Annotated in this window: 17 protein-coding genes; 6 read left to right on the forward strand and 11 right to left on the reverse strand. The window is 67.1% G+C overall.

Annotated elements, in window-relative coordinates:
• Positions 1–30 precede the first annotated feature (30 nt).
• The 4 genes from folK to tsaD all read right to left on the reverse strand — a co-directional run bounded on the left by folK (position 31) and on the right by tsaD (position 3,439).
• Entirely contained in the window at positions 31–513 is a 483-nt protein-coding gene (gene folK, locus DVU99_RS17905; RefSeq protein ID WP_114241598.1) for a 2-amino-4-hydroxy-6-hydroxymethyldihydropteridine diphosphokinase, read from the reverse strand.
• Entirely contained in the window at positions 495–1,781 is a 1,287-nt protein-coding gene (locus DVU99_RS17910) for a mechanosensitive ion channel family protein (protein WP_114241599.1), read from the reverse strand. The genes folK and DVU99_RS17910 overlap by 19 nt, the downstream gene beginning before the upstream one ends.
• Before the next feature lie 117 nt (positions 1,782–1,898).
• Positions 1,899–2,258, reverse strand: coding sequence for a dihydroneopterin aldolase (folB, locus tag DVU99_RS17915; RefSeq protein WP_114241640.1), 360 nt, complete (start codon positions 2,256–2,258; stop codon positions 1,899–1,901).
• A 113-nt stretch (positions 2,259–2,371) separates the two neighbouring features.
• Positions 2,372–3,439 carry a tRNA (adenosine(37)-N6)-threonylcarbamoyltransferase complex transferase subunit TsaD gene (gene tsaD / locus DVU99_RS17920; protein ID WP_114241600.1) on the reverse strand — a complete coding sequence of 356 codons (1,068 nt, stop codon included), beginning with the start codon at positions 3,437–3,439 and terminating at the stop codon, positions 2,372–2,374.
• A gap of 69 nt (positions 3,440–3,508) precedes the next feature.
• Between tsaD and rpsU the strand changes: the two genes are divergently transcribed.
• The 3 genes from rpsU to DVU99_RS17935 all read left to right on the forward strand — a co-directional run bounded on the left by rpsU (position 3,509) and on the right by DVU99_RS17935 (position 4,806).
• The gene (gene rpsU, locus DVU99_RS17925) at positions 3,509–3,724 is read left to right on the forward strand and encodes a 30S ribosomal protein S21 (RefSeq protein WP_038621768.1); all 216 of its coding nucleotides are present in this window, start codon (positions 3,509–3,511) and stop codon (positions 3,722–3,724) included.
• A gap of 166 nt (positions 3,725–3,890) precedes the next feature.
• Entirely contained in the window at positions 3,891–4,337 is a 447-nt protein-coding gene (locus DVU99_RS17930) for a GatB/YqeY domain-containing protein (RefSeq protein ID WP_114241601.1), read from the forward strand.
• 298 nt (positions 4,338–4,635) lie between these two features.
• Complete coding sequence (locus DVU99_RS17935) at positions 4,636–4,806, forward strand: DUF1328 domain-containing protein (RefSeq protein WP_114241602.1); 171 nt, start codon at positions 4,636–4,638, stop codon at positions 4,804–4,806.
• Between the two features lie 9 nt (positions 4,807–4,815).
• Here the strand turns inward: DVU99_RS17935 and DVU99_RS17940 are convergent, their stop codons facing one another.
• Positions 4,816–5,391: a GNAT family N-acetyltransferase gene (locus DVU99_RS17940; protein WP_232823651.1), complete on the reverse strand. Its 576-nt coding sequence runs from the start codon at positions 5,389–5,391 to the stop codon at positions 4,816–4,818.
• Positions 5,392–5,621: 230 nt separating this feature from the next.
• On the opposite strand from DVU99_RS17940, the gene dnaG reads away from it, so the two are divergent.
• From dnaG to DVU99_RS17955, 3 genes are all read left to right on the forward strand, one after another.
• Entirely contained in the window at positions 5,622–7,358 is a 1,737-nt protein-coding gene (gene dnaG / locus DVU99_RS17945) for a DNA primase (protein WP_114241604.1), read from the forward strand.
• 191 nt (positions 7,359–7,549) lie between these two features.
• Positions 7,550–8,176 carry a DedA family protein gene (locus tag DVU99_RS17950; protein ID WP_114241605.1) on the forward strand — a complete coding sequence of 209 codons (627 nt, stop codon included), beginning with the start codon at positions 7,550–7,552 and terminating at the stop codon, positions 8,174–8,176.
• 7 nt (positions 8,177–8,183) lie between these two features.
• Entirely contained in the window at positions 8,184–8,786 is a 603-nt protein-coding gene (locus tag DVU99_RS17955) for a pentapeptide repeat-containing protein (protein ID WP_114241606.1), read from the forward strand.
• 36 nt (positions 8,787–8,822) lie between these two features.
• Here the strand turns inward: DVU99_RS17955 and DVU99_RS17960 are convergent, their stop codons facing one another.
• The 6 genes from DVU99_RS17960 to DVU99_RS19840 all read right to left on the reverse strand — a co-directional run bounded on the left by DVU99_RS17960 (position 8,823) and on the right by DVU99_RS19840 (position 19,732).
• Positions 8,823–10,337, reverse strand: a complete 1,515-nt coding sequence (locus DVU99_RS17960; RefSeq protein WP_114241607.1) for an efflux transporter outer membrane subunit — start codon at positions 10,335–10,337, stop codon at positions 8,823–8,825.
• 2 nt (positions 10,338–10,339) lie between these two features.
• On the reverse strand, positions 10,340–13,441 hold the full coding sequence (locus DVU99_RS17965; protein ID WP_114241608.1) for an efflux RND transporter permease subunit: 3,102 nt from the start codon (positions 13,439–13,441) through the stop codon (positions 10,340–10,342).
• Complete coding sequence (locus DVU99_RS17970; RefSeq protein ID WP_114241609.1) at positions 13,434–14,549, reverse strand: efflux RND transporter periplasmic adaptor subunit; 1,116 nt, start codon at positions 14,547–14,549, stop codon at positions 13,434–13,436. The genes DVU99_RS17965 and DVU99_RS17970 overlap by 8 nt, the downstream gene beginning before the upstream one ends.
• Before the next feature lie 288 nt (positions 14,550–14,837).
• Entirely contained in the window at positions 14,838–16,484 is a 1,647-nt protein-coding gene (locus DVU99_RS17975) for a Na/Pi cotransporter family protein (RefSeq protein WP_114241610.1), read from the reverse strand.
• A gap of 174 nt (positions 16,485–16,658) precedes the next feature.
• Positions 16,659–19,328: a magnesium-translocating P-type ATPase gene (gene mgtA / locus DVU99_RS17980; RefSeq protein ID WP_114241611.1), complete on the reverse strand. Its 2,670-nt coding sequence runs from the start codon at positions 19,326–19,328 to the stop codon at positions 16,659–16,661.
• A 167-nt stretch (positions 19,329–19,495) separates the two neighbouring features.
• Entirely contained in the window at positions 19,496–19,732 is a 237-nt protein-coding gene (locus tag DVU99_RS19840; RefSeq protein ID WP_157971480.1) for a hypothetical protein, read from the reverse strand.
• Positions 19,733–20,144 lie beyond the last annotated feature (412 nt).

Consider the following 20,144-nt stretch of genomic DNA (forward strand, 5'->3'; position numbering starts at 1 on the left):
CCGCGCGGGCGACGGTGCACTGCGTACTGGCTACAGCGGCTCCACTGCCAGCGGCTCGCTCTCCACCGGAAACGCCGACCACAGCTCGCCCATGGTGCGGCCACTGAGCGGGTGCACCAGGGCCGGCGCGATGTCGGCGATCGGCTTGAGCACGAAGGCGTGGCGAAGCTCCTTGCGCGGGATGTCCAGATGTCCATCGCCCTGCCTCACCAGGTCGCCGTACAGCACGATGTCCACGTCGAGCGTGCGATCGGAGAAGCGTGGCACGTCGCGGCGCCGGCCATGGCGATCTTCCAGCGCGTGCAGCCAGTCGTTGAGCGCCTCGGGCGACAGCTCGGTATCCAGGCCCACCGCCAGGTTGATGAAATCAGCGCCGTCGAAGCCCACCGACTTGCTGCGATAGGCCGGCGACACCGACAGCTCGCCAAAGCGCACCGCCAGCTCGTCCAGCGCCGCACGAAGATAGCGGTGCGGCTCCAGGTTGGAGCCCAGGCTCAGGTAGACGCGCGCCATGTTGCTTGCTCTTGGGGGGAAGCGGGGGATTGTGCGACGACACGGGACAGCGGTGCCAGCGCCGAGCGTACGTCACCGCCTGATGGCTGCTGATAGAGCTGCAGGCCGAACTCCGGCAACAACGCGATCAGGTGATCGAAGATATCGCTCTGAATGCGCTCGTAGGCTGCCCACTGGGTGGTAGCGGTAAAGCAGTACAACTCCAGCGGCACGCCTTCCGGTCCGCTCTGCAGTTGTCGCACCATGCAGGACATGCCGTGGTGAACGTCCGGATGGCTATCCAGGTAGGCCTGCACATAGGCGCGGAAGCAACCCAGGTTGGTCATGCGGCGCCGGTTGAATGGATGCTCGGCGTCGGCGCCCTGGGTCTGGTTCCATGCACCAAGCTCCGCATGCTTGCCGGCAAGGTAGTCGCGCAACAGGCGAAAGCGCTGCAGGTGCGCCAGCTCCTGTTCGTTGAGGAAGTGCACCGTGCCCGCATCGATGTTCAAGGCGCGCTTGATGCGGCGCCCACCCGCCTCGGTCATGCCGCGCCAGTTCTGGTAGCTCTCGGAGATCAATTTCCAGGTGGGCACGGTGACGATGGTCTGGTCGAAGTTGCGCACCTTCACCGTGTGCAGGCTGATGTCGATCACGTCGCCGTCGGCACCGGCCGAAGGCATGGTGATCCAGTCGCCCACCCGCAGCATGTCGTTGGAAGACAGCTGCACGCCCGCGACGAAGCCAAGAATGGTGTCCTTGAAGATCAGCATCAGCACGGCCGACATCGCGCCCAGGCCCGACAGCATCCAGCCCACGCTGCGCCCGGTGAAGCCGACGATGATCACCAGGGTGACCGCAATGAACAGGGCGATCTTGACCAGCTGCACCAGCGCCTTGATCGAGCGCTGGTTGCCGTGGGGCGCCTGCCGGTAGAGCGATTCCAGCGCGGACAGCGCGCTGCTGGCCGCCAGCGCGACGAACACGATCATCAGCGCCTGCGCGACGTTGGCGATCATCACCTGCAGGGTGGTCGGCAGGCCGGGCACCAGCGCAATGCCGAACTGAATCACCATGGTGGGCAGCATGCGCGCCAGCCACTTGAAGGTGCCCTGCTCCAGCAGCGCATCGTCCCAGCGCCAGGTGGTGCGGCGCGTGATGGCGCGCACCACCGGCAACAGCGCGAAGCGCGCGAGCGCCCCCGCCAGCAAGGCGATCAGCAACAACGCGACGGCAGCGGCCACGCTGTGCGTCCACGGGTGATTCCACAGGTCATGCCACGATTGCATGCAAGGGCTCTCCTCGTCGGCGATCGATCCGCACGACTGGACTCGCAAGCGGATCGGTCAGCTTCCCTGCGGCGCAGCCTGCCCGCCGGGCCAGGCCACGCCGGCGAATGGCATTGCTCAGCGCGGCGGCGTGCCGCGCTCGATGCGCACGCCCACGGCCTTGGCGCCACGCACGGCACCGGGCTTGGACAACTTGAGGCGCACCCACGACACCCCGAATTCCTCGCGGATGATCGCCGCGCAACGCTCGGCCAGGGTCTCCACCAGGCCGAAGCTGGAGGCGCCGACGTAGTCGATCAGGCGCTTGGAGACGTCCTTGTAGTTAAGCGTGAGCGCGATGTCGTCGCTGGCGGCGGGCACGGTGTTGTCGAACGCCATCTCGATATCCAGCGACAGGGTCTGGCGCACGCGCCGCTCCCAGTCGTAGATGCCGATCACGGCATCGATGCGCAGGTCTTCGATGAAAACGATATCCATGGCGATAGGGTAGCGGGCCAGCTGTAGGAGCGCACCCTGTGCGCGATCGCGGAGCGGTAACACCGTGACTCCGCGATCGCGCACAGGGTGCGCTCCTGCAGGAACAGCCTGGGTCACATCGCGGGCGGCAGGGTTTCCAGGTCCCAGCGCGGGAACACCTGCACCGATTCGTCCTGGTGCTGGCCATGCGCGAGGCGGATCGCGCCGGCCAGCGCGATCATCGCGCCGTTGTCGGTGCAGAACGCCAGGCGCGGGAAATATGCCTTGAACCCGTCCTTCTCGCCGGCGGCGGCCAGTTCGGCACGCAGGCGCTTGTTGGCGCCCACGCCACCGGCGATCACCAGGCGCTTCGCGCCACTGGCCTGCAGCGCGCGGCGGCACTTGATGATCATGGTGTCGACGATCGCCTCCTCGAAGGCGCGGGCGATGTCGGCGCGGGTCTGCTCGCTCTGATCCGACTGCTGCCAGGCCAGCAACACCTGGGTCTTGAGGCCCGAGAAACTGAAATCCAGGCCCGGCCGATCGGTCATAGGGCGGGAGAAGCGGAACACGCCCGGACGCCCCTGCTCGGCCAGCTTGGCCAGCGCGGGGCCGCCGGGGTACGGCAGGCCCATCAGCTTGGCGGTCTTGTCGAAGGCCTCGCCGGCGGCGTCGTCCAGGGTGTCGCCCAGGATGCGGTACTCACCGATGCCCTTCACCTCGACCAGCATGGAATGCCCGCCGGATACCAGCAGCGCCACGAACGGCGGCTTGGGCGGGTCTTCTTCCAGCAACGGGGCCAGCAGGTGGCCTTCCATGTGGTGCACGCCAATGGCGGGCACGCCCAGCGCCCAGGCCATGGCTCGGGCCGCCGAGGCGCCCACCAGCAGGGCGCCGACCAGGCCAGGGCCCGCGGTGTACGCTACGCCGCCCAGGTCCGCCGGGGTCAGGCCGGCCTGGGCCAGCGCCTCGCGCACCAGCGGCAGCAGTTTGCGCACATGGTCGCGGCTGGCCAGCTCCGGCACCACGCCGCCGTAGTCGGCGTGCAGCTTGATCTGGCTGTAGAGAGTGTGTGAAAGCAGGCCGCTACCGGGCGCCTCCGGTTCCCAGCGCAGCAGGGCCACGCCGGTCTCGTCACAGGAGGTTTCGATGCCCAATACGGGCTTGCCAACCTGGGGCTTTGAAAATGCTGTCGTTTCCACGCTATACTTCGCGGCTCACCGTATTCAAACGGCCCGTCAAGGCGGGTCAGTCTACCACTTGGAGTTTCCATGCCCAGCGTAAAAGTCCGCGAGAACGAGCCGTTCGAGCTTGCCCTCCGTCGCTTCAAGCGCACCTGCGAAAAGGCCGGTATCCTGGCCGAGACCCGCAAGCGCGAGTTCTACGAGAAGCCGACCCAGGAGCGTAAGCGCAAGCGCGCTGCCGCCGTGAAGCGTCACCTGCGCCGCCTCTCGCGCGACACCTCGCGTCGTACCCGCCTGTACTGAGCCCTTCCGTCCGCACTGCGGACGGCCCGAGGCTCCGGCGCCCTGTGCGCCGCACCAGGTAGCTTGGCAGCTGGCGCGTCCATCCGCTGCCGCTGACTTAGTAGACCTACACTAGCCGGCGTTGCCCAGCGCAACGCCGGCTTTGTGTGCTTCCGAGGAAAGGACCATGACGCTCAAGCAGCAGCTCACCGAAGACATGAAGACCGCCATGCGTGGCGGCGACAAGCACCGCCTGGGCGTGATCCGCCTGATCCTGGCGGCGGTCAAGCAGCGCGAAGTGGACGAGCGCATCGAACTCGACGACGCCCAGACGCTGGCCGTGCTGGAGAAGATGGTCAAGCAGCGCAAGGACTCGATCAGCCAGTACGAGGCCGCCAGCCGCCAGGACCTGGCCGATGTCGAACGCGCCGAAATGGTGGTGATCGAAGGCTACCTGCCGGCCAAGCTCAGCGAGGAAGAGATCGATGCGCTGATCACTGCCGCCCTCGCCGAGACCGGCGCCAGCTCGGCGCGCGACATGGGCAAGGTAGTGGCCGCCGTCAAGGAAAAGGCCGCCGGCCGCGCCGACATGGGCGTGGTATCGGGCCGCATCAAGGCACGCCTGGCCGGCTGATCACGCCGCCCTCACACGCGGCCACGGCACCGGCACCGGCGCCGGCTCGCACGGGATCGGCGCGGTGTCACCGCAGGCCCGGTCGTCCCGGCCTGCAAGCTGCGCGCCCCGCACTGTCGGCGCGTCGGCCGCGTCGTGATGAACGCGGGGCAACGCTCCACCGGTGAACCTGAAGCCCGGCCGGCCAGGTTGCCGCGACCCTGACTCCTAGGCGTTTCCTTCACGCAAGTGCCGCCGCTCCTTCACGAGCACCCCTTAAAACTCGGGGCGACTCCATGCAAACGCGAAGGAGCAACACATGCTCAAGTGGGCCATCATCCTCGCCATCGTCTCGCTGGTCACCGGCTGGATGGGCTTCGGCACCGTGTCCGGCGTGGCCGCCACCATCGCCAAGGTGCTGTTCGCGATCTTCCTGATCCTGTTCCTGATCGCATTGCTGGCGCTCATCGGCCTGATCCACCTGGCTTAGGACGATCGCTCAATCGAGCAGGCGCTCCATGCGGCGGTGGTCCGGCACGCGCAGCCCGCCGCGAAACAGATGCGAGCGGCGCTCGCCGACCACCGCAAAGCCGCAACGCCGGTACAAGGCCTCCGCGCGGGGGTTGCTGGCCGCCACGTCCAGCGTGACGCGTCGGCCGCCAACGCCACGGGCCAAGCCGACCAGCTGGTCGATCAGGGCGCGGCCTACGCCTTGTCCGCGCAGTTCCGGCGACACGGCAAGATGCGCGAGATAGAGCATGTCGCCCTCGGGCGGCCGGATCACCGACTCCACCCGCAGCCCGCGCACGATCACCCCCAGTGCGCGACGGATGCCGTAGTGCCTCAGGATCTGCCGCGCCGCCGCCAGCGTGAACGCCCATTTGCGATCGGCGCCGTAACCCGCGCCCACCGCCACCACCTGGTCGTCGGCCACGCCTACCCAGTGGTTGCGCCAGCCGAATTCGCCGCCGCCATCGACGAAACAGCGATGCAGGAAATCCAGCGCCTCGTCGCCATCGCGGGTCGCGAACACATAATCGAACGCCACCGGTCCCGAGCTGTAGATCAGCGGCACGGCGGTCTCTGCGTCGTCGGCGCAAGCCGGCCGGAACCGGACCTGCGCACCAGGCCTGGCCATATCCACGATATTCCCCATGTCTTTCCATCCCGGGCCTGATGGCCCGCCCCTGGCGTCCAGCATAGGACATGGATGGTGTCCGCGCAGTGGCAGAACCGAACGCGACCGGGGGTCGAAGCGGCCAGGCGCCTCCGGTCGGGCGTCACACCCTCTACACTAATGGGGCTATGCGCGGACGTATCCCTGACAGCTTCATCGACGAACTGCTTGCCCGCGTCGACATCGTCGACGTGATCGAGCGGCGCGTGCCGTTGAAGAAAGCCGGCCGTGAATGGACGGCCTGCTGCCCGTTCCACAACGAGCGCTCGCCGTCGTTCTACGTGAGCCCCGCCAAACAGTTCTTCCACTGCTTCGGTTGCGGTGCGCACGGCAGCGCCCTGAAGTTCCTGATGGACTACGAGCGGCTCGAGTTTCCCGATGCGGTGGAAGAACTCGCCCAGTCAGTCGGCCTCACCGTGCCGCGCGAAGGCGGCGACGACCGCGCCCCGCGCGAGGACAAGACCGACCTTTACGCCCTGCTCGATGGCGCCGCCCGCTGGTACCAGAACGAGTTGCCCAAGAGCGCCGAGGCGCAGGCCTACTGCAAGAAGCGCGGCCTCGATGCCGCCACCATCGAGCGTTTCCGCATCGGCTGGGCGCCGGCTGGCTTCGACGGCGTGATCAAGGCGCTGGGTGGCAGCGACAAGCGCATGCACCTGCTCAACGAGGCGGGCATGGTGGCCAGCAACGAGCGCGGCCATCGCTACGACCGCTTCCGCGAACGCCTGATGTTTCCCATCCTGGATCGCCGCGGCCGCGTGATCGCCTTCGGTGGTCGGGTGTTGCAGTCGGACCAGGGCCCCAAGTACCTCAACTCGCCCGAAACCCCGCTGTTCCACAAGGGCCGCGAACTGTTCGCCCTGTGGCAGGTGAAGCAGGCCAACAGCAGCCTGCAGCGCATCGTGGTAGTCGAGGGCTACATGGACGTGATCGCCATGCACCAGGCTGGCCTGCCGATTGCGGTGGCCACGCTGGGCACGGCCACCACGCCCGAGCACACCGAGGTGCTGTTCCGTGCCGCGCCCGACGTGGTGTTCTGCTTCGACGGCGATCGTGCCGGCCGCGCCGCCGCATGGAAGGCGCTGGAAGCGGCCCTGCCGCGTCTGCGCGACGGGCGCCAGGCCTATTTCCTGTTCCTGCCCGACGGCGAAGATCCCGACACGCTCATCCGCAAGGAGGGCAAGGACGGCTTCGAGAAGCGCCTGAAGGCGGCCACGCCACTGTCCGAATACTTCTTCGGCGAGCTGTCGCACGAGGTGGATACCAGCAGCCTGGATGGACGCGCCCGCCTGGCCGAACGCGCCCGCCCGCTCATCGCCAGGCTGCCCGATGGCGCCTTCCGCGACCTGATGGCGCAGGAGCTGGAGAAACGCACCGGCGCACGCGCGGTGCTCGAGGCCGATCCCTCGGCGCGGCGCCCAGTGCAGCGACCCACCGTGGTGCAGCGTTCGCTGGTGCGCAGTGCCATCGCGCTGCTGCTGGCGCAGCCGGGCGTAGCCGACCAGGTGGAGCGTCCCTACGGCTTTTTGCGACTGGACAAGCCGGGCGTGGAACTGCTGGCCGAACTGATCGACCTCGCTCGCTCGCGACCGGGCATCAACCCGGCCATGCTGGTGGAACATTTTGCCGACCGCCCCGAGTACCCCGCCCTGCAGAAGCTGATGGCCGCCATGGTGGTGGGCGAGCCGGAGCTGCAGCGCGAGGAGTTCCTGGATGCGCTCAAGCGCATGGAGCAGCAGGCCATCATCCAGCGCCGTGACTGGCTCACCGCCAAGAGCCGCGAAGCCGGCCTGGACAACGCGGAGAAGGCCGAGCTGCGCGAGCTGCTGGCGGCCCGGGTCAGCCCGCCCGCCAGCGCCGGCTGAGCCCGCCCTACCCCGCGGAAAGAACAGGGTTCTAACCAGCCAACCGGCAAGATGCGGCCTTCACCCCGCCCCCTTGCGGGCACAGGGAGGGAACGTTCGTCTCTGCGCTGCGGCAAGCAGTCTGACGCTTCCGTATGGGATCATCGAAGCTCCACGAGGGCATGGGCGAGACAACCCGGGCATGGATGTAGATGGAACTGCTTGAACGACTGGTGACCCTGTTCGCCGAGAACGGCTACATCGCGGTGTTCATCGCGCTGTTGCTGTGCGGCGCGGGCGTGCCCTTGCCCGAGGACATCACCCTGGTGGCCGGCGGCGTCATCGCCGGCCTGGGCTATGGCAGCGTGCACGTGATGGTGGGCGTGGGCTTGGCCGGCGTGCTGGTGGGCGATGCGGGCATGTTCCTGCTGGGTCATCACTTCGGCGCGCGCATCCTGCAGTGGCGGTTCGTCGCGCGTGTGCTCACGCCCGAGCGCTACGCCAAGGTGCAGGAAAAGTTCGAGCGCTACGGCAATCGCATGATGTTCATCGCGCGCTTCCTGCCAGGCATGCGCACCGCGGTGTTCATCACCGCCGGCTCCACCCACCGCGTGTCGTTCCTGCGCTTCTTCCTGCTCGACGGCCTTGCCGCGCTGATCAGCGTGCCGGTGTGGGTGTACCTGGGCTACCTGGGCGCCGACAACCACGAGTGGCTGGCCCTGTGGATACGCCGCGGGCAGAACGGCCTGTGGCTGCTGGGTGGCGCGCTGATCCTGGCGGCTCTGGTGTTGTGGTGGCGGCACAAGCGCCGAGTGGCCTGCGAGCCCGGCCCGCACTGATCCGCGCATGACCGCCCTGCCCTGGCCCGACAAGGCCTACGACGACACCACCTTCGAGGACATCCACGCCAACGGCGTCACGCTCGATGGCGTGCGCTTTCGCGATTGCAGCTTCGTGCGCTGCCAGCTCAGCGAGGCCACGCTGGCCCGCTGCCGCTTCAGCGACTGCGAGTTCCGCGAATGCAACCTGAGCCTGGTCACGCTCACCGGCAGCGGCTTCGACGGCGCACGCTTCGTCGACTGCAAGATGGTGGGCATCGACTGGACGCGCGCCCACTGGCCGCGCATCCGCATGGCCCAGGCCATCGAGTTCCGCCGCTGCACCCTCAACGACGATTCGTTCTTCGGGCTCGACCTGAGCGAGTTCGTGCTCGCTGAATGCCGCGCGCTGGACGTGGATTTCACCGAAGCCAACTGCACTGACGCCGACTTCCAGGACAGCGACCTGCGCGACAGCGTGTTCGCCCGCACGCGGCTGGCAGGCGCCGATTTCCGCGGCGCCCGCAACTATCGCATCGACATCTTCAACAACGACATCAAGCGCGCCCGCTTCGCGTTGCCCGAGGCGGTCGCCCTGCTGGCCAGCCTGGACATCGAACTGGAAGACTGACGCTGCCGCTCCGGGCGGCAGCGTCCATCGCCCGACTCAGGGCGACATGTCCGGGCCGGACGCCACGACCGCATCCACGTCCTTGCGGTTCCACCAGCCGCCACCCAGTGCCTGGAACAACGCCACCGTGTCCATGTAGCGGGCCGCGCGAGCCTGCACCAGGGCCAGCTCGGCCTGCCGGTAGGTAACCTGCGCATTGAGCAGGGCGACCTGGCTGATGTCGCCGAGCGCGAATTGCCGTTGCGCGATAGCGAGGCTGTGCGCCGCGGCCTGTTCGGCACGTGCGTCGGCCACCATGGCATCGGCATCGGACTGCACGGCATGCAGCGCGTCGGCCACGTTCTGCAAGGCAGACATCACCGTGCTGCGGTATTGCTCGGCCGCCTGTCGATAGGTGGCCTCGGCTGCCCGCTGACGGTGCTTGAGCGTGCCGCCATCGAAGATCGGCGCGGTGATCGCCGCCCCCAGGTTCCAGAAGCTCGTGCCCTTGCCGAACAGATCGTGCATCTGGTCGGCGGCGCTGCCGCCATTGGCGGTGATCTGGATATTCGGCAGCCGATTGGCGAAAGCCACGCCCACCTGGGCGCAGGCGGCATGCAGTTGGGCGTCGGCCATGCGCACATCGGGTCGCTGCTCGACCAACCGGGCCGGCAGACTCATCGGCAAGTCCTGCGGCAGCTGCAGGGCATCGAGCTCGAAGTGCGCAGACGGTCCCTGGTCGGGCGAACGCGCGTCGAGCACCGCCAGCAGGTCGCGCTGCTGGGCGAGCTGCTTCTGCAGCGGCGGCAAGGTGGCACGCACCTGTTCCAGCGCGGCCTCCTGGGCGGCAAGGTCGCTTTCCGCCTGGTCGCCCAGTGCCAGCTGTCGCCGGCTGGTCTCCAGGATCTTCGACTGGCTGTCGATCATGTCCTGGGTGGACGCGATCTGCGCGCGCAACGACGCCTCGCCTACCGCCGCGTTGACCAGGTTGGCGGTCAGCGTGAGATAGGTCGCCTCCAACTGGAAGCGCTGCGCATCGGCCTGCGCCACCAGCGACTCCACTTGGCGACGATTGCCGCCCCACAGGTCCGGCGCATACGAAATGCTCAACTGGGCAGTCGTGAGGTTGTACAGCGTGGCGTTGGAAACCACGCCGCTGGCAACCACCCCGCCGGTCTTCTGCCGCGTCGGATCCACGCTGGCGGTGACCTGAGGCCAGAACGCGCCTTGCTGCGCACGTACGTTTTCCTGCGCGGCCTTCAGCGCTTCCTGCGCCGCGGCCAGGTCGGGGTTGTGCTTGAGCGAGTCGTCAATCAACGCATTGAGCGGCTCGGAGTGGAACAGCGTCCACCACTGCCCCGGGATATCCATCTCGCGCACGAATCGCTGCGCGTCGCCATCGGGGCCGGCCACCGCGGCCGTATCGCCGGGCGTCCCGGCCGGCGCATAGTCCTTGGCCTGCGGCGGCGCCGGGCGCTGGTAGTCGGGACCGACGGCGCAGCCGGACAGGGCGATGCCCAGTCCCAGCGCGAGCGCGGTACGCAGCGGGTTGCGAATCAGGTTGATGTTCATGGTTACAGCTCCCGCGTCGGATGCGGACGATGCTGCCGGCGACGACGCTCGATGTAGCGCTCGACGGCGAAGTACAGGCTGGGCAGGATGAACAGCGTGAGCAGCGTGGCGATGGGCAGGCCACCCACCACCACGGTGGCCAGGCCGCGTTGCACGTCGGTGCCGATGCCGGTGGCCAGCGCCGCGGGCAGCATGCCCACGGTGGCTACGGTGGCAGTCATCAGCACGGGGCGGAAGCGCTCGGTGGCGCCTTCCAGCACCGCGTCCTTCAGGCCATGGCCTTCCTTGCGCACGCGATTGATGTTGGACACCATGATGATGCCGTTCTGCACCGCCACGCCGAACAGCGCGATGAAGCCCACGGCGGTGGCGATGTTGAGCGTCTCGCCGCGCAGGTGCAGCGAAATCAGTCCGCCCACCGTGGCCAGCGGCACCACGCCCAGCACCAGCACGGCCTGATGCAGCTTGCCGAACTCGGCGAACAGCAGCACGGCCATGATCGCCAGCACCATCGCCATCACCACCACCAGGCGTGCCTGCGCACGGCGCTGGTTCTCGAAGGTACCGGCCCACTCCAGGCGATAGTTCTGCTTGTCGAAGTGCACCTTGGCGTCGATCTGCTGCTGGGCGTCGGCGAGATACTCCGACAGTGCGCGGTCGCGGTTGTCGATGCGGATGGTCAGCTGGCGCTTGCTCTGCTCGTGCGCGATGGTGCTTTCGCCGCTCTTCAGGCTGATCTGGGCCACCTGCTTGAGCGGCACCTGGGCGCCATCAGCCGAGGTCAGCGGCAATTGACCCACGGCTTCCACGCTGTTGGCGACCTCGTTGGAGACGCGCGCGGTGACGTTGTAGATGCGATCGCCCACGTACACCTGGGTGATCGGCGAGCCGCCCACGGCGGTCTGGATCAGGTTGCTGACGTCGCCGATGTTGATGCCGTAGCGCGCTGCGGCATCACGGTCGGCCACGATGGCCAGCTGCGGAATCGGCGGCTCCTGGAAGATCGAAGCCTCCGCCGTGCCGCGCACGCCACGCAGCACGTCGACGATCTGGCCACCGATGCGGCGCAGCTCGTTGAAGTCGTCGCCATAGATGCGCAGCACCAGCGGGCTGTGCGCACCACCGATCATGTCGTTCTCGCCATCCACGATCGGCTGGCTGATACCCACCGAGATGCCCGGAATCTGCTGCATGCGCGCATTGAAGCGACGCAGGAACTCCGCCTTGCTCTCGTGGTTGGGCCAGCTGTCATAGGGCTTCAGGCCCACCGCGGACTCCACGTGAGACGGCGTCCACGGATCGGTGCCGGTGTCGTTGCGGCCCAGCTGGGTCACCACGTAGGACACCTCCGGGAACTCCCGCACGGCCCTGCGCAGGTCCGCCGTCATCGCACTGGCCTTGTCCAGCGAGAGGCCGGTCGGCATCTGCACCTGCAGCCACAGCGAACCTTCGTCGAGATCAGGCAGGAACTCGCGCCCGATCGTGCCGCCCAGCACCAGCACGCCCGCCAGGGCTACGCCGGCCACCGAGTAGGCCACCGGCAACCGGGCCAGCAGACGGCCGAGGGTACGCGTATAGGCGGCCTGCAGGCGCTCCAGCGGCTTGTTGTGGAAGATCTTGCGCGGCTTGCGCAGCGCCAGATACGCCAGGCCCGGGGTGAGCGTGACCGTGCACAGCAGTGCGGCCAGCAACGCATAGCCCACGGTGAAGGCCATCGGCCGGAACAGCTTGCCCTCGGCATGCTCGAACGCGAACAGCGGCAGGTAGGCGGTGATGATGATCAGGGTGGCGAAGAAAATCGAGCGGCCAACGTGCTTGGTCACCGTCATCACGTCGTCTTCGGTGAGCACCGCGTTGGGCTTCTCCTCGCGCCGGCGCAGGATGGCCTCGGTCACCACGATGGTGCCGTCGACGATCACGCCGAAGTCGATCGCACCCAGCGAGAACAGGTTGGCCGGCATGCCGGTGAACTGCATCAGGATGAACACGGTGACCAGCGACATCGGGATCGCCACCGCCGCCACCATCGCCGAGCGCGGGCTGCCCAGGAACAGGATCAGCACGATGCACACCAGGCCCACGCCTTCCATCACGGTATGGAAGACCTTTTCCTTGGTGGCGCTCACCAGGTCGTCGCGATCGATGTAGGGCACGATGCGCACGTCCTGCGCCGCCAGCTGCTCGTTGAGCTTGTCCACCGTGGAGTGGATGTTCTCGAGCACGCGCGAGGGGTTCTCGTACTTGAGCAGGTCGACGATGCCCTCGATGGTGTCGGGGTTGTTGTCCTTGCCCAGGATGCCCTGACGCACCTGGTGGCCGTACTTGAGCTTGCCCAGGTCACGCACCAGCACCGGCACGCCGTTGCTCTGGGTGACCACGATGTCGCCCATCTCCTTCAACGTGTGCACCATGCCGATGCCGCGCACGATGTAGGACTGCTCGCCACGCGTGATGCGGCCGCCGCCCGCGTTGGCGGTGTTGTTGGAGATCGCGCTGGTGACCTGGTTGACGCTGACGCCGTACTTGAGCAGCTTCGAGGGATCGAGTTCCAGCTGGAACTCCTTGGTGAAGCCGCCGAAGATATCCACGTTGGCCACGCCAGGGATGCGCTCCAGCGCCGGGATCACCGTCCAGGCCTGCAACTCGGACAGCTCCATCAGGTTCTTGGTGTTGGACTCCAGGGTGTAGCGGTAGATCTCGCCGGCGGGGCCGGAGACAGGATCCAGCCCCGGCGTGACGCCGGGCGGCAGGGTCACCTGGCTGATGCGCTCCATCACGCGCTGGCGTTCCCAGTAGTCCTCCGCGCCGTCCTTGAACACCAGGGTGATCAGCGACAGGCCGAAGGTGCTGCTCGAACGCATGCTCACCAGGCCGGGCGTGCCGGCCAGTCCACGCTCCAGCGGCGTGGTGATCTGCTGCTCGATTTCCTCGGCGGCCAGGCCCGGCACCTGGGTGGTGACCTGTGCGGTGACGTCGCTCAACTCGGGATAGGCCTCGATGGCCAGCTGCGTCCACGAGTAGTAGCCAAAGCACAGCACCAGCACCGACACCACGATGAACAGCACGCGCTTCTGGAAACAGAAGTGGAAGATCGCGTTAATCATTGAGCAGGACTCCGCCCTTCACGATCACGCGATCACCCGACTTCAGGCCCTTCACCACGCGCGCGTCGGCCGACTCGTCGTAGCTCAGCTCCACCGTGCGGCGCTGGAATACCCAGGGCGACACTTCGACGAACACGGTGATGTCGTCGTTGTTCATCAGCAGGGCCGACTGCGGCACGAACACCTGGGCCGGCTGCGGCACGGCGATGCTGGCCTGCGCGAACATGTTGGGCTTCAGGCGGCCATCCGCATTGGGGAACACGGCGCGCACCATGTCGCGGCGCGTGTCCGACTGCAGCACCTGGCTGACGAAGCTGACCTGCCCGTGGAAGCTCTCGCCCGGATAAGCGGAAAGCGTGGCATCCACATCCTGGCCCTTGGCGATCTTGCCGACCTCAGCCTCCGGCACGTTGGCGGTGATCCACACCGAACCGAGGTCGGCAATGGTCATCAACGTCGCGGTGGGATCATTGGCATAGGTGCCGGGCGCCACCGACAGCGCGGTGACATAGCCGCTCATCGGCGCAACGACCTGGATGCTGTGCGTACCGCCCTGCGTGCCTTGCGCGCTGAGCGAATGCAAGCGGGTCTGTGCGCGGTCCATCTCGGCCTGCGCCTGGTTGTAGTTGCTCTGCGCGGACTCCAGGTCCTTCACCGCATTGCCGCCCGCCTGCTGCACGCCGCGCGCGCGATCGAGCTGCTTCCTGGCCAGCGCCAGCGCGTCGCTGGCCTTGGCCACGTCGGCATAGGCCTGGGCCATGTCGCCGGACTCAATCACGGCGAGCAACTGGTTGCGCGCGACATGGTCACCAAGGCCGACCTTGAGCTCGGCGATGCGGCCGGTCAGCGGCGCCTGCACGTTGGCGGTGCGCGCCGGGTCGGCCTCCACCGTGGCCGGGAAGGCCATGGCATGCGGCGCGGTGCGCGTATCCACCGGGGCGATCACCAGCTCCTTGCGCAGCGGTGATTTCTCCGGCACACGCAACAGGCCGTGGTCTTCGACGAAGGCGGGGGCAACGGCTTCATCGTCGCCGGAATGTGAGGAGCAGCCAGCCAGCGACAGGCCGATGGCGACGGCAAAAAACAGTGGTGACAAGCGGTACGACATGGGGCTTCCCCTAGGGTGTTCTTCTTGGCGTGCGTCTACCCGCTGCGGCCAGCTGGCCACAGGGCACGTGATGCGAAGGGGAAGACGCGGCCTGCCTGGAGGCAGCAACGCGTGACCCGTCCGCGGGCTGACCGTCACCGGTCGCCGCGGTCGGGGCTTACTCCGGACGGAGCGGGCGCGGGAACGGGGACGGTGCGATCAGCAAAGAGTCGGTTTCAGTCGATGGGTCCGGGTCCAATGTGCCGCTACTCCTTTACAGATTGAATACGATAGCCGGCGAGGCTTACGTCAGGTCGTCACGGGCTCGCGCACCAGGCGATCCTGCAGCAGGCCCGCACGCTCCAGCGGCAGGTAGGCCAGCGCCGCCAGGTGCGAATGCACGCGCTTGAGGTCGCGCAGGATGCGCAGATAGACGTCCGCACCGCCCGCATCGCGCCGCTCGCGCAGCGCCTTGATGTGCCGCTCGGATGCCTCGTTCTCCAGCCGCCACAGCATTTCCTTGCGCGCCACCAGCTGCTGGGCCGCACGCAGGTCGCCGCGCAGGAACACGGTCAGGCCCAGTCGCAGGCTCTCCATCACCTGGGCATGCATGAGCGCCAGGTCCTGGATGTCCTCGGCGGAGAAGTCCTGGCCGTTCTGCACCTTCTTGGCGGCGAACTCCATGAGGTTGTTGGCGGTGATGTCGCCGATGTGCTCGAGGTTGATCACGAAGGCCAGGATCTCCTGGCTGCGCTCGCCATCTTCCTCGTTCAAGGCTTCGCCGCCGAGGTCCGCCAGGTAATTGCGGATGGCCATGCCCAGGCGGTCCAGCCACTGGTCGGTCTGGCCAATGGCCTTGGCGCGGGAGCGGTCGTCCTTGCCGAACACCTCGACCAGGTCCTTGAGCATGCCCTCCACCATGTCGGCCATGCGCATGGATTCGCGTACCGCGTTGGCCAGCGCCACGTTGGCAGTGTCCAGCGCGCCTTCGTCCAGGTATTGCGGCACGCCCGGGTCGTTGGGCTTGGGCGGCTCGGGCAGCAGGCGCACCAGCAGGCGCGCCAGGCTCTGCACCGGCACGATGAAGATCACCGCCAGCGCCAGGTTGAACGCGGTATGGAAGTTCACCACGATGCGCGCCGGCGCGGCACCCAGCGGCACCAGCCAGTGCGCGATCAGCGGCAGCAGCGGCAGGCAGATCACACAGCCGAACGCACGCACCAGCAGGTTGCCCATCGGCAGGCGGCGGGCCACCGGCGTATGGGCTTCCATCAGCGCGGGAATGGTGCCGCCAAGGTTGGCGCCCAGCACCAGCGCCAGCGCGCCGGGCGCATCCACCACGCCGGCGTTGGCCAGCGACACGATCAACAGCACCACGGCGACGCTGGAATGGCAGGCCCAGGTGAGCAGCGCCGCCACCAGCATGGCCATCACCGGCTCGCTGGCCAGGCTCTGCAGGATCGCGCGCAACACCTGCGCGTTCTCCACCGGCGCCATCGCGCCCACCAGCAGGTGCAACGCCAGCAGCATCAGGCCCAGGCCGATCGAGACGCGGCCCAGGTTCTCGTAGCTCACGTCGTCGGTGCGGCGGTGGATGACGAAGCCGATCAGGATCAACACCGGCGCCACGATGGAGATGTCGAAGGACATCACCTGCACGATCAGCGTGGTACCGACGTTCGCGCCCAGCATCACGGCCAGCCCCGGCGCCAGGCCGAGGAAACCGCTGGCGGCGAACGAGGTGGCCATCAGCCCGGTGGCGGTGCTGCTCTGCAGGATGGCGGTGACGCACACACCGAAGCCGAACGCGGCCGGCCGGTGCGCCAGGTAACGCCCCATCCAGCGGCGCAGCATGCTGCCGTAGCCACGCAGCACGCCGCTGGTGACCATGTGCGTGCCCCACAGCAGCAGGGCGACGTAACCGGCAATGTCGAGCAAAGCGAAGGTGCCTTTCATGGCTCAACCTCCTTCAGCAGATCCGGACGATGCGAGCGTCCGCGTCCTCCCTTGCGGGAGTCCGTCGTGAAACCATGGCACCCGCGGGGTGCCTACCCAGTCCAATGATGCCCTCTCGGGGGCCGCTCCGGCGCTCCTGCGGGGCGCCATCGTCCGCTCCTGGGTGGCCGCCGCTTACAGCCAGCGCCCGTAACGACGGATATAGACCAGCTTCATCAACTGCGTGAGCACGCAGTAGGTCAGCACGGTCACCACCAGCCAGCCGAAGTACACGCCCGGCATCGGCACCATGCCGATCTTGGCGCCCAGGCCGGTATACGGCACCAGCATGCCGATGATGATGATCGCCGTGGTCAGCGCCAGCACCGGTGCCGAGGCAATGCTCTGCAGGAACGGGATCTTGCGCGTGCGGATCATGTGCACGATCAGGGTCTGCGTGAGCAGGCTCTCGATGAACCAGCCGGACTGGAAGAACGACTGGTGATCCGGCGAGTTCGCGCCGAACACGTACCACAGCAGCAGGAAGGTGGTGACGTCGAAGATCGAGCTGACCGGTCCGATCCACACCATGAAACGGCCGATGTCGCTGGCGTCCCACTTGCGCGGCCTGCGCAGGTACTCGTCGTCCATGCGGTCGAACGGGATCGACAGCTGCGAGATGTCGTACAGCAGGTTCAGCACCAGGATCTGCAGCGGCAGCATCGGCAGGAACGGCAGGAACGCGCTCGCGATCAGCACCGAGAACATGTTGCCGAAGTTGGAGCTGGCGGTCATCTTGATGTACTTGATGATGTTGCCGAAGGTGATGCGGCCTTCGATCACGCCCTCTTCCAGCACCATCAGGTTCTTTTCGAGCAGGATGATGTCCGCCGACTCCTTGGCGATGTCGGTGGCGGTATCCACCGAGATGCCCACGTCGGCCTCGCGCAGCGCCGGCGCGTCGTTGATGCCGTCGCCGAGGAAGCCCACGGTGTGGCCCTGGCGCTGCAGCGATTTCACCACGCGCGCCTTCTGCAGCGGCGACATCTTGGCGAACACGGTGGTGCGCTTGACCAGCGCATCCAGCTCCTCGTCGTTGAGCGGCTCGATGTGCTTGCCCTGCGCCGAGTGCTCCACGTCCAGGCCCACCTCGCGGCAGATCTTGCGCGTCACCGCCTCGTTGTCGCCGGTGATCACCTTCACTTCCACGCCGTGGTGATGCAGCGCGGCGATGGCGGTGGCGGCGCTGTCCTTCGGCGGATCGAGGAAGGCCAGGCAGCCCACTGCGATCAGGTTGCTCTCGTCGGCCACGCCATAGGCACGGCCCGCCGGCGGCTGGCGCTTGATCGCCACCACCAGCACGCGCAGGCCGTCCTCGTTGAGGCCACGCGTCATCGCCTTGATGTCCGCGCGCATCTCGTCGGTCATCGGCAGGATCTCGTCGCCGGCCTGCGCGTAGGCGCAGATCGACAGCATCTCCTCCACCGCGCCCTTGCACACCAGCAGCTCGTTGCCGTCGCCGTTGCCCAGCACCACCGACATGCGGCGGCGCTGGAAGTCGAACGGAATCTCGTCGACGATGCGGTAGTGCTGCGCCACCTCTTCCAGGTCGCGGTGGGTCAGCACCGCCTTGTCCATCAGGTTCTTCAGGCCGGTCTGGAAGCGGCTGTTGAGGTAGCCGTATTCCAGCGCCTCGTCCGACTCCTCGCCGTACAAGTCGAGGTGGCGCTCCAACACGATCTTGTCCAGCGTCAGCGTGCCGGTCTTGTCCGTGCACAGCACGTCCATGGCACCGAAGTTCTGGATCGCGTTGAGGCGCTTGACCACCACCTTGCGCTTGGACATCGCGATGGCGCCCTTGGCAAGGTTCGCCGTCACGATCAGCGGCAGCATTTCCGGGGTCAGGCCCACCGCGACCGACAGCGCGAACAGGAATGCCTGCAGCCAGTCGTGCTTGTCCAGGCCGTTGATCAGGAAAACGATCGGCACCATCACCGCCATGAAGCGGATCAGCAGCCAGCTGACGCTGTTGACGCCCTTGTCGAAGCTGGTCTGCACGCGCTGGCCAACGATGGTGCGCGCCAGCGAGCCCAGGTAGGTGCGCGGGCCGGTCGCTACCACCACCGCCGTGGCACTGCCGCTCACCACGTTGGTGCCCATGTAGCAGACGGTGGGCAGGTCCAGCGGGTTGTCGCCGTGCGCGCCGCCTTCCAGCTCATCGTCGCGATGGCTGTGCGCGGGCGCGGACTTCTCCACCGGCAGCGATTCGCCGGTGAGGATGGCCTGGCTGATGAACAGGTCCTTGGCCGAAACCAGGCGCAGGTCGGCGGGCACCATGTCGCCCGCGGCCAGGTGCACGATGTCGCCGGCCACCAGTTCGCCCACCGGCACTTCGATGCGCTCGCTGTGGCCATCGGAGGCGCGACGCGTCACCGTGGCGGTGTTGCGCACCATCGCCTTGAGCTTCTCGGCCGCCTTGGACGAGCGGTACTCCTGGGTGAAGCTGAGTACCACGCTGATGCCCACCATCACCGCGATGATCACCGGGCCGGTGACATCGCTGGCATCGGTGAACAGCTGCACCGCCGCCAGCACCAGCAGCACGATGATGAACGGGTTCTTGAACGCCTTGAGCAGCTGCAGCGACCAGTGCGGCGGCTTCTCGTGCGACACCTCGTTGAGACCATCGCGATCCAGGCGCTCGCCGATCTGCTCCTCGTTGAGACCGGCCGCGCTGGTATCCAGCGCCGCGTACAGCGCCTCGTTGTGGCGGAACGCCTCCTGCGCGACGGCGACGCGCACCGGGGCGGCGGCGCTCTTGCCGGCCGTCTTGCCGGTGACGGTCTGGGTGGAGTGCTTCAGCATGACTCGCTTCCGTGAAATCGGTGACATCTGGGGCGGACCAGCGAGCCGGGCGGGATCATCCCGCGCGTGACGCCAAGACCTGCTTTACGGACTTCGTCGCAATCGAACCCACGGGACTGGCGGAGGCCAGCCCTTGCGGGGGAGTTCGTGGCGCGACAAGGCCTTCATCAGTGACTGGATACCAGCTGCAGATGACGATGAGCTTGCGGAGCGACGTGATCGTGCCAGTGCGCGACCGGACGACCGGCATCGGCATGCCAATGCATGTCGAGCACGACCGGGGCCTGCACTTCGTTCAGGGGAGCGGGGACGGTGATCGTCCACGAACGGCGGGAATCGGCACGGCGGGCACGCAGCGGCTGGACTGCGGTGCGCAGACGGAAAAAATCGCGAAGGAGCTTCATGGCCCTTTCTCCTCGTTAACGGCGCTGAGGCGCCATCAGAGGAGGGCCGGACTTCCCTAGTCGAGGAAAGCGCCAGCCGACCGCAGGCGGTCGCCGCAGCAGATCAGCTTGTTATGCAATGCCGGCACCCGATGCTCGCGGATGTCGACGTTGCGACTAGGGTAAACGTCCATATGCCTTGGGTTGATAGGACAGAGGCCACTGACGACGCATCGCGCCGGGTGGCGCGCGTATTGTCTTGTTGCGCTGCGCAAGTGTCAACCCGGTGACAGCGCGTTCGGTGACGAAAGTTGCTGCGCGAAAAATGGCCGGACGCCAGCAGCGCGCGGTCGAACACGCGTGCAACGCATACCCCCTGCTGCCCTCATGATGTCGTCGCTCAGTGCTTCGCGGCCATTTGTCTATTGATTTT

This window comes from Dyella sp. C9 (assembly GCF_003332825.1).
In the GTDB taxonomy this organism is placed as follows: Bacteria; Pseudomonadota; Gammaproteobacteria; order Xanthomonadales; family Rhodanobacteraceae; genus Dyella.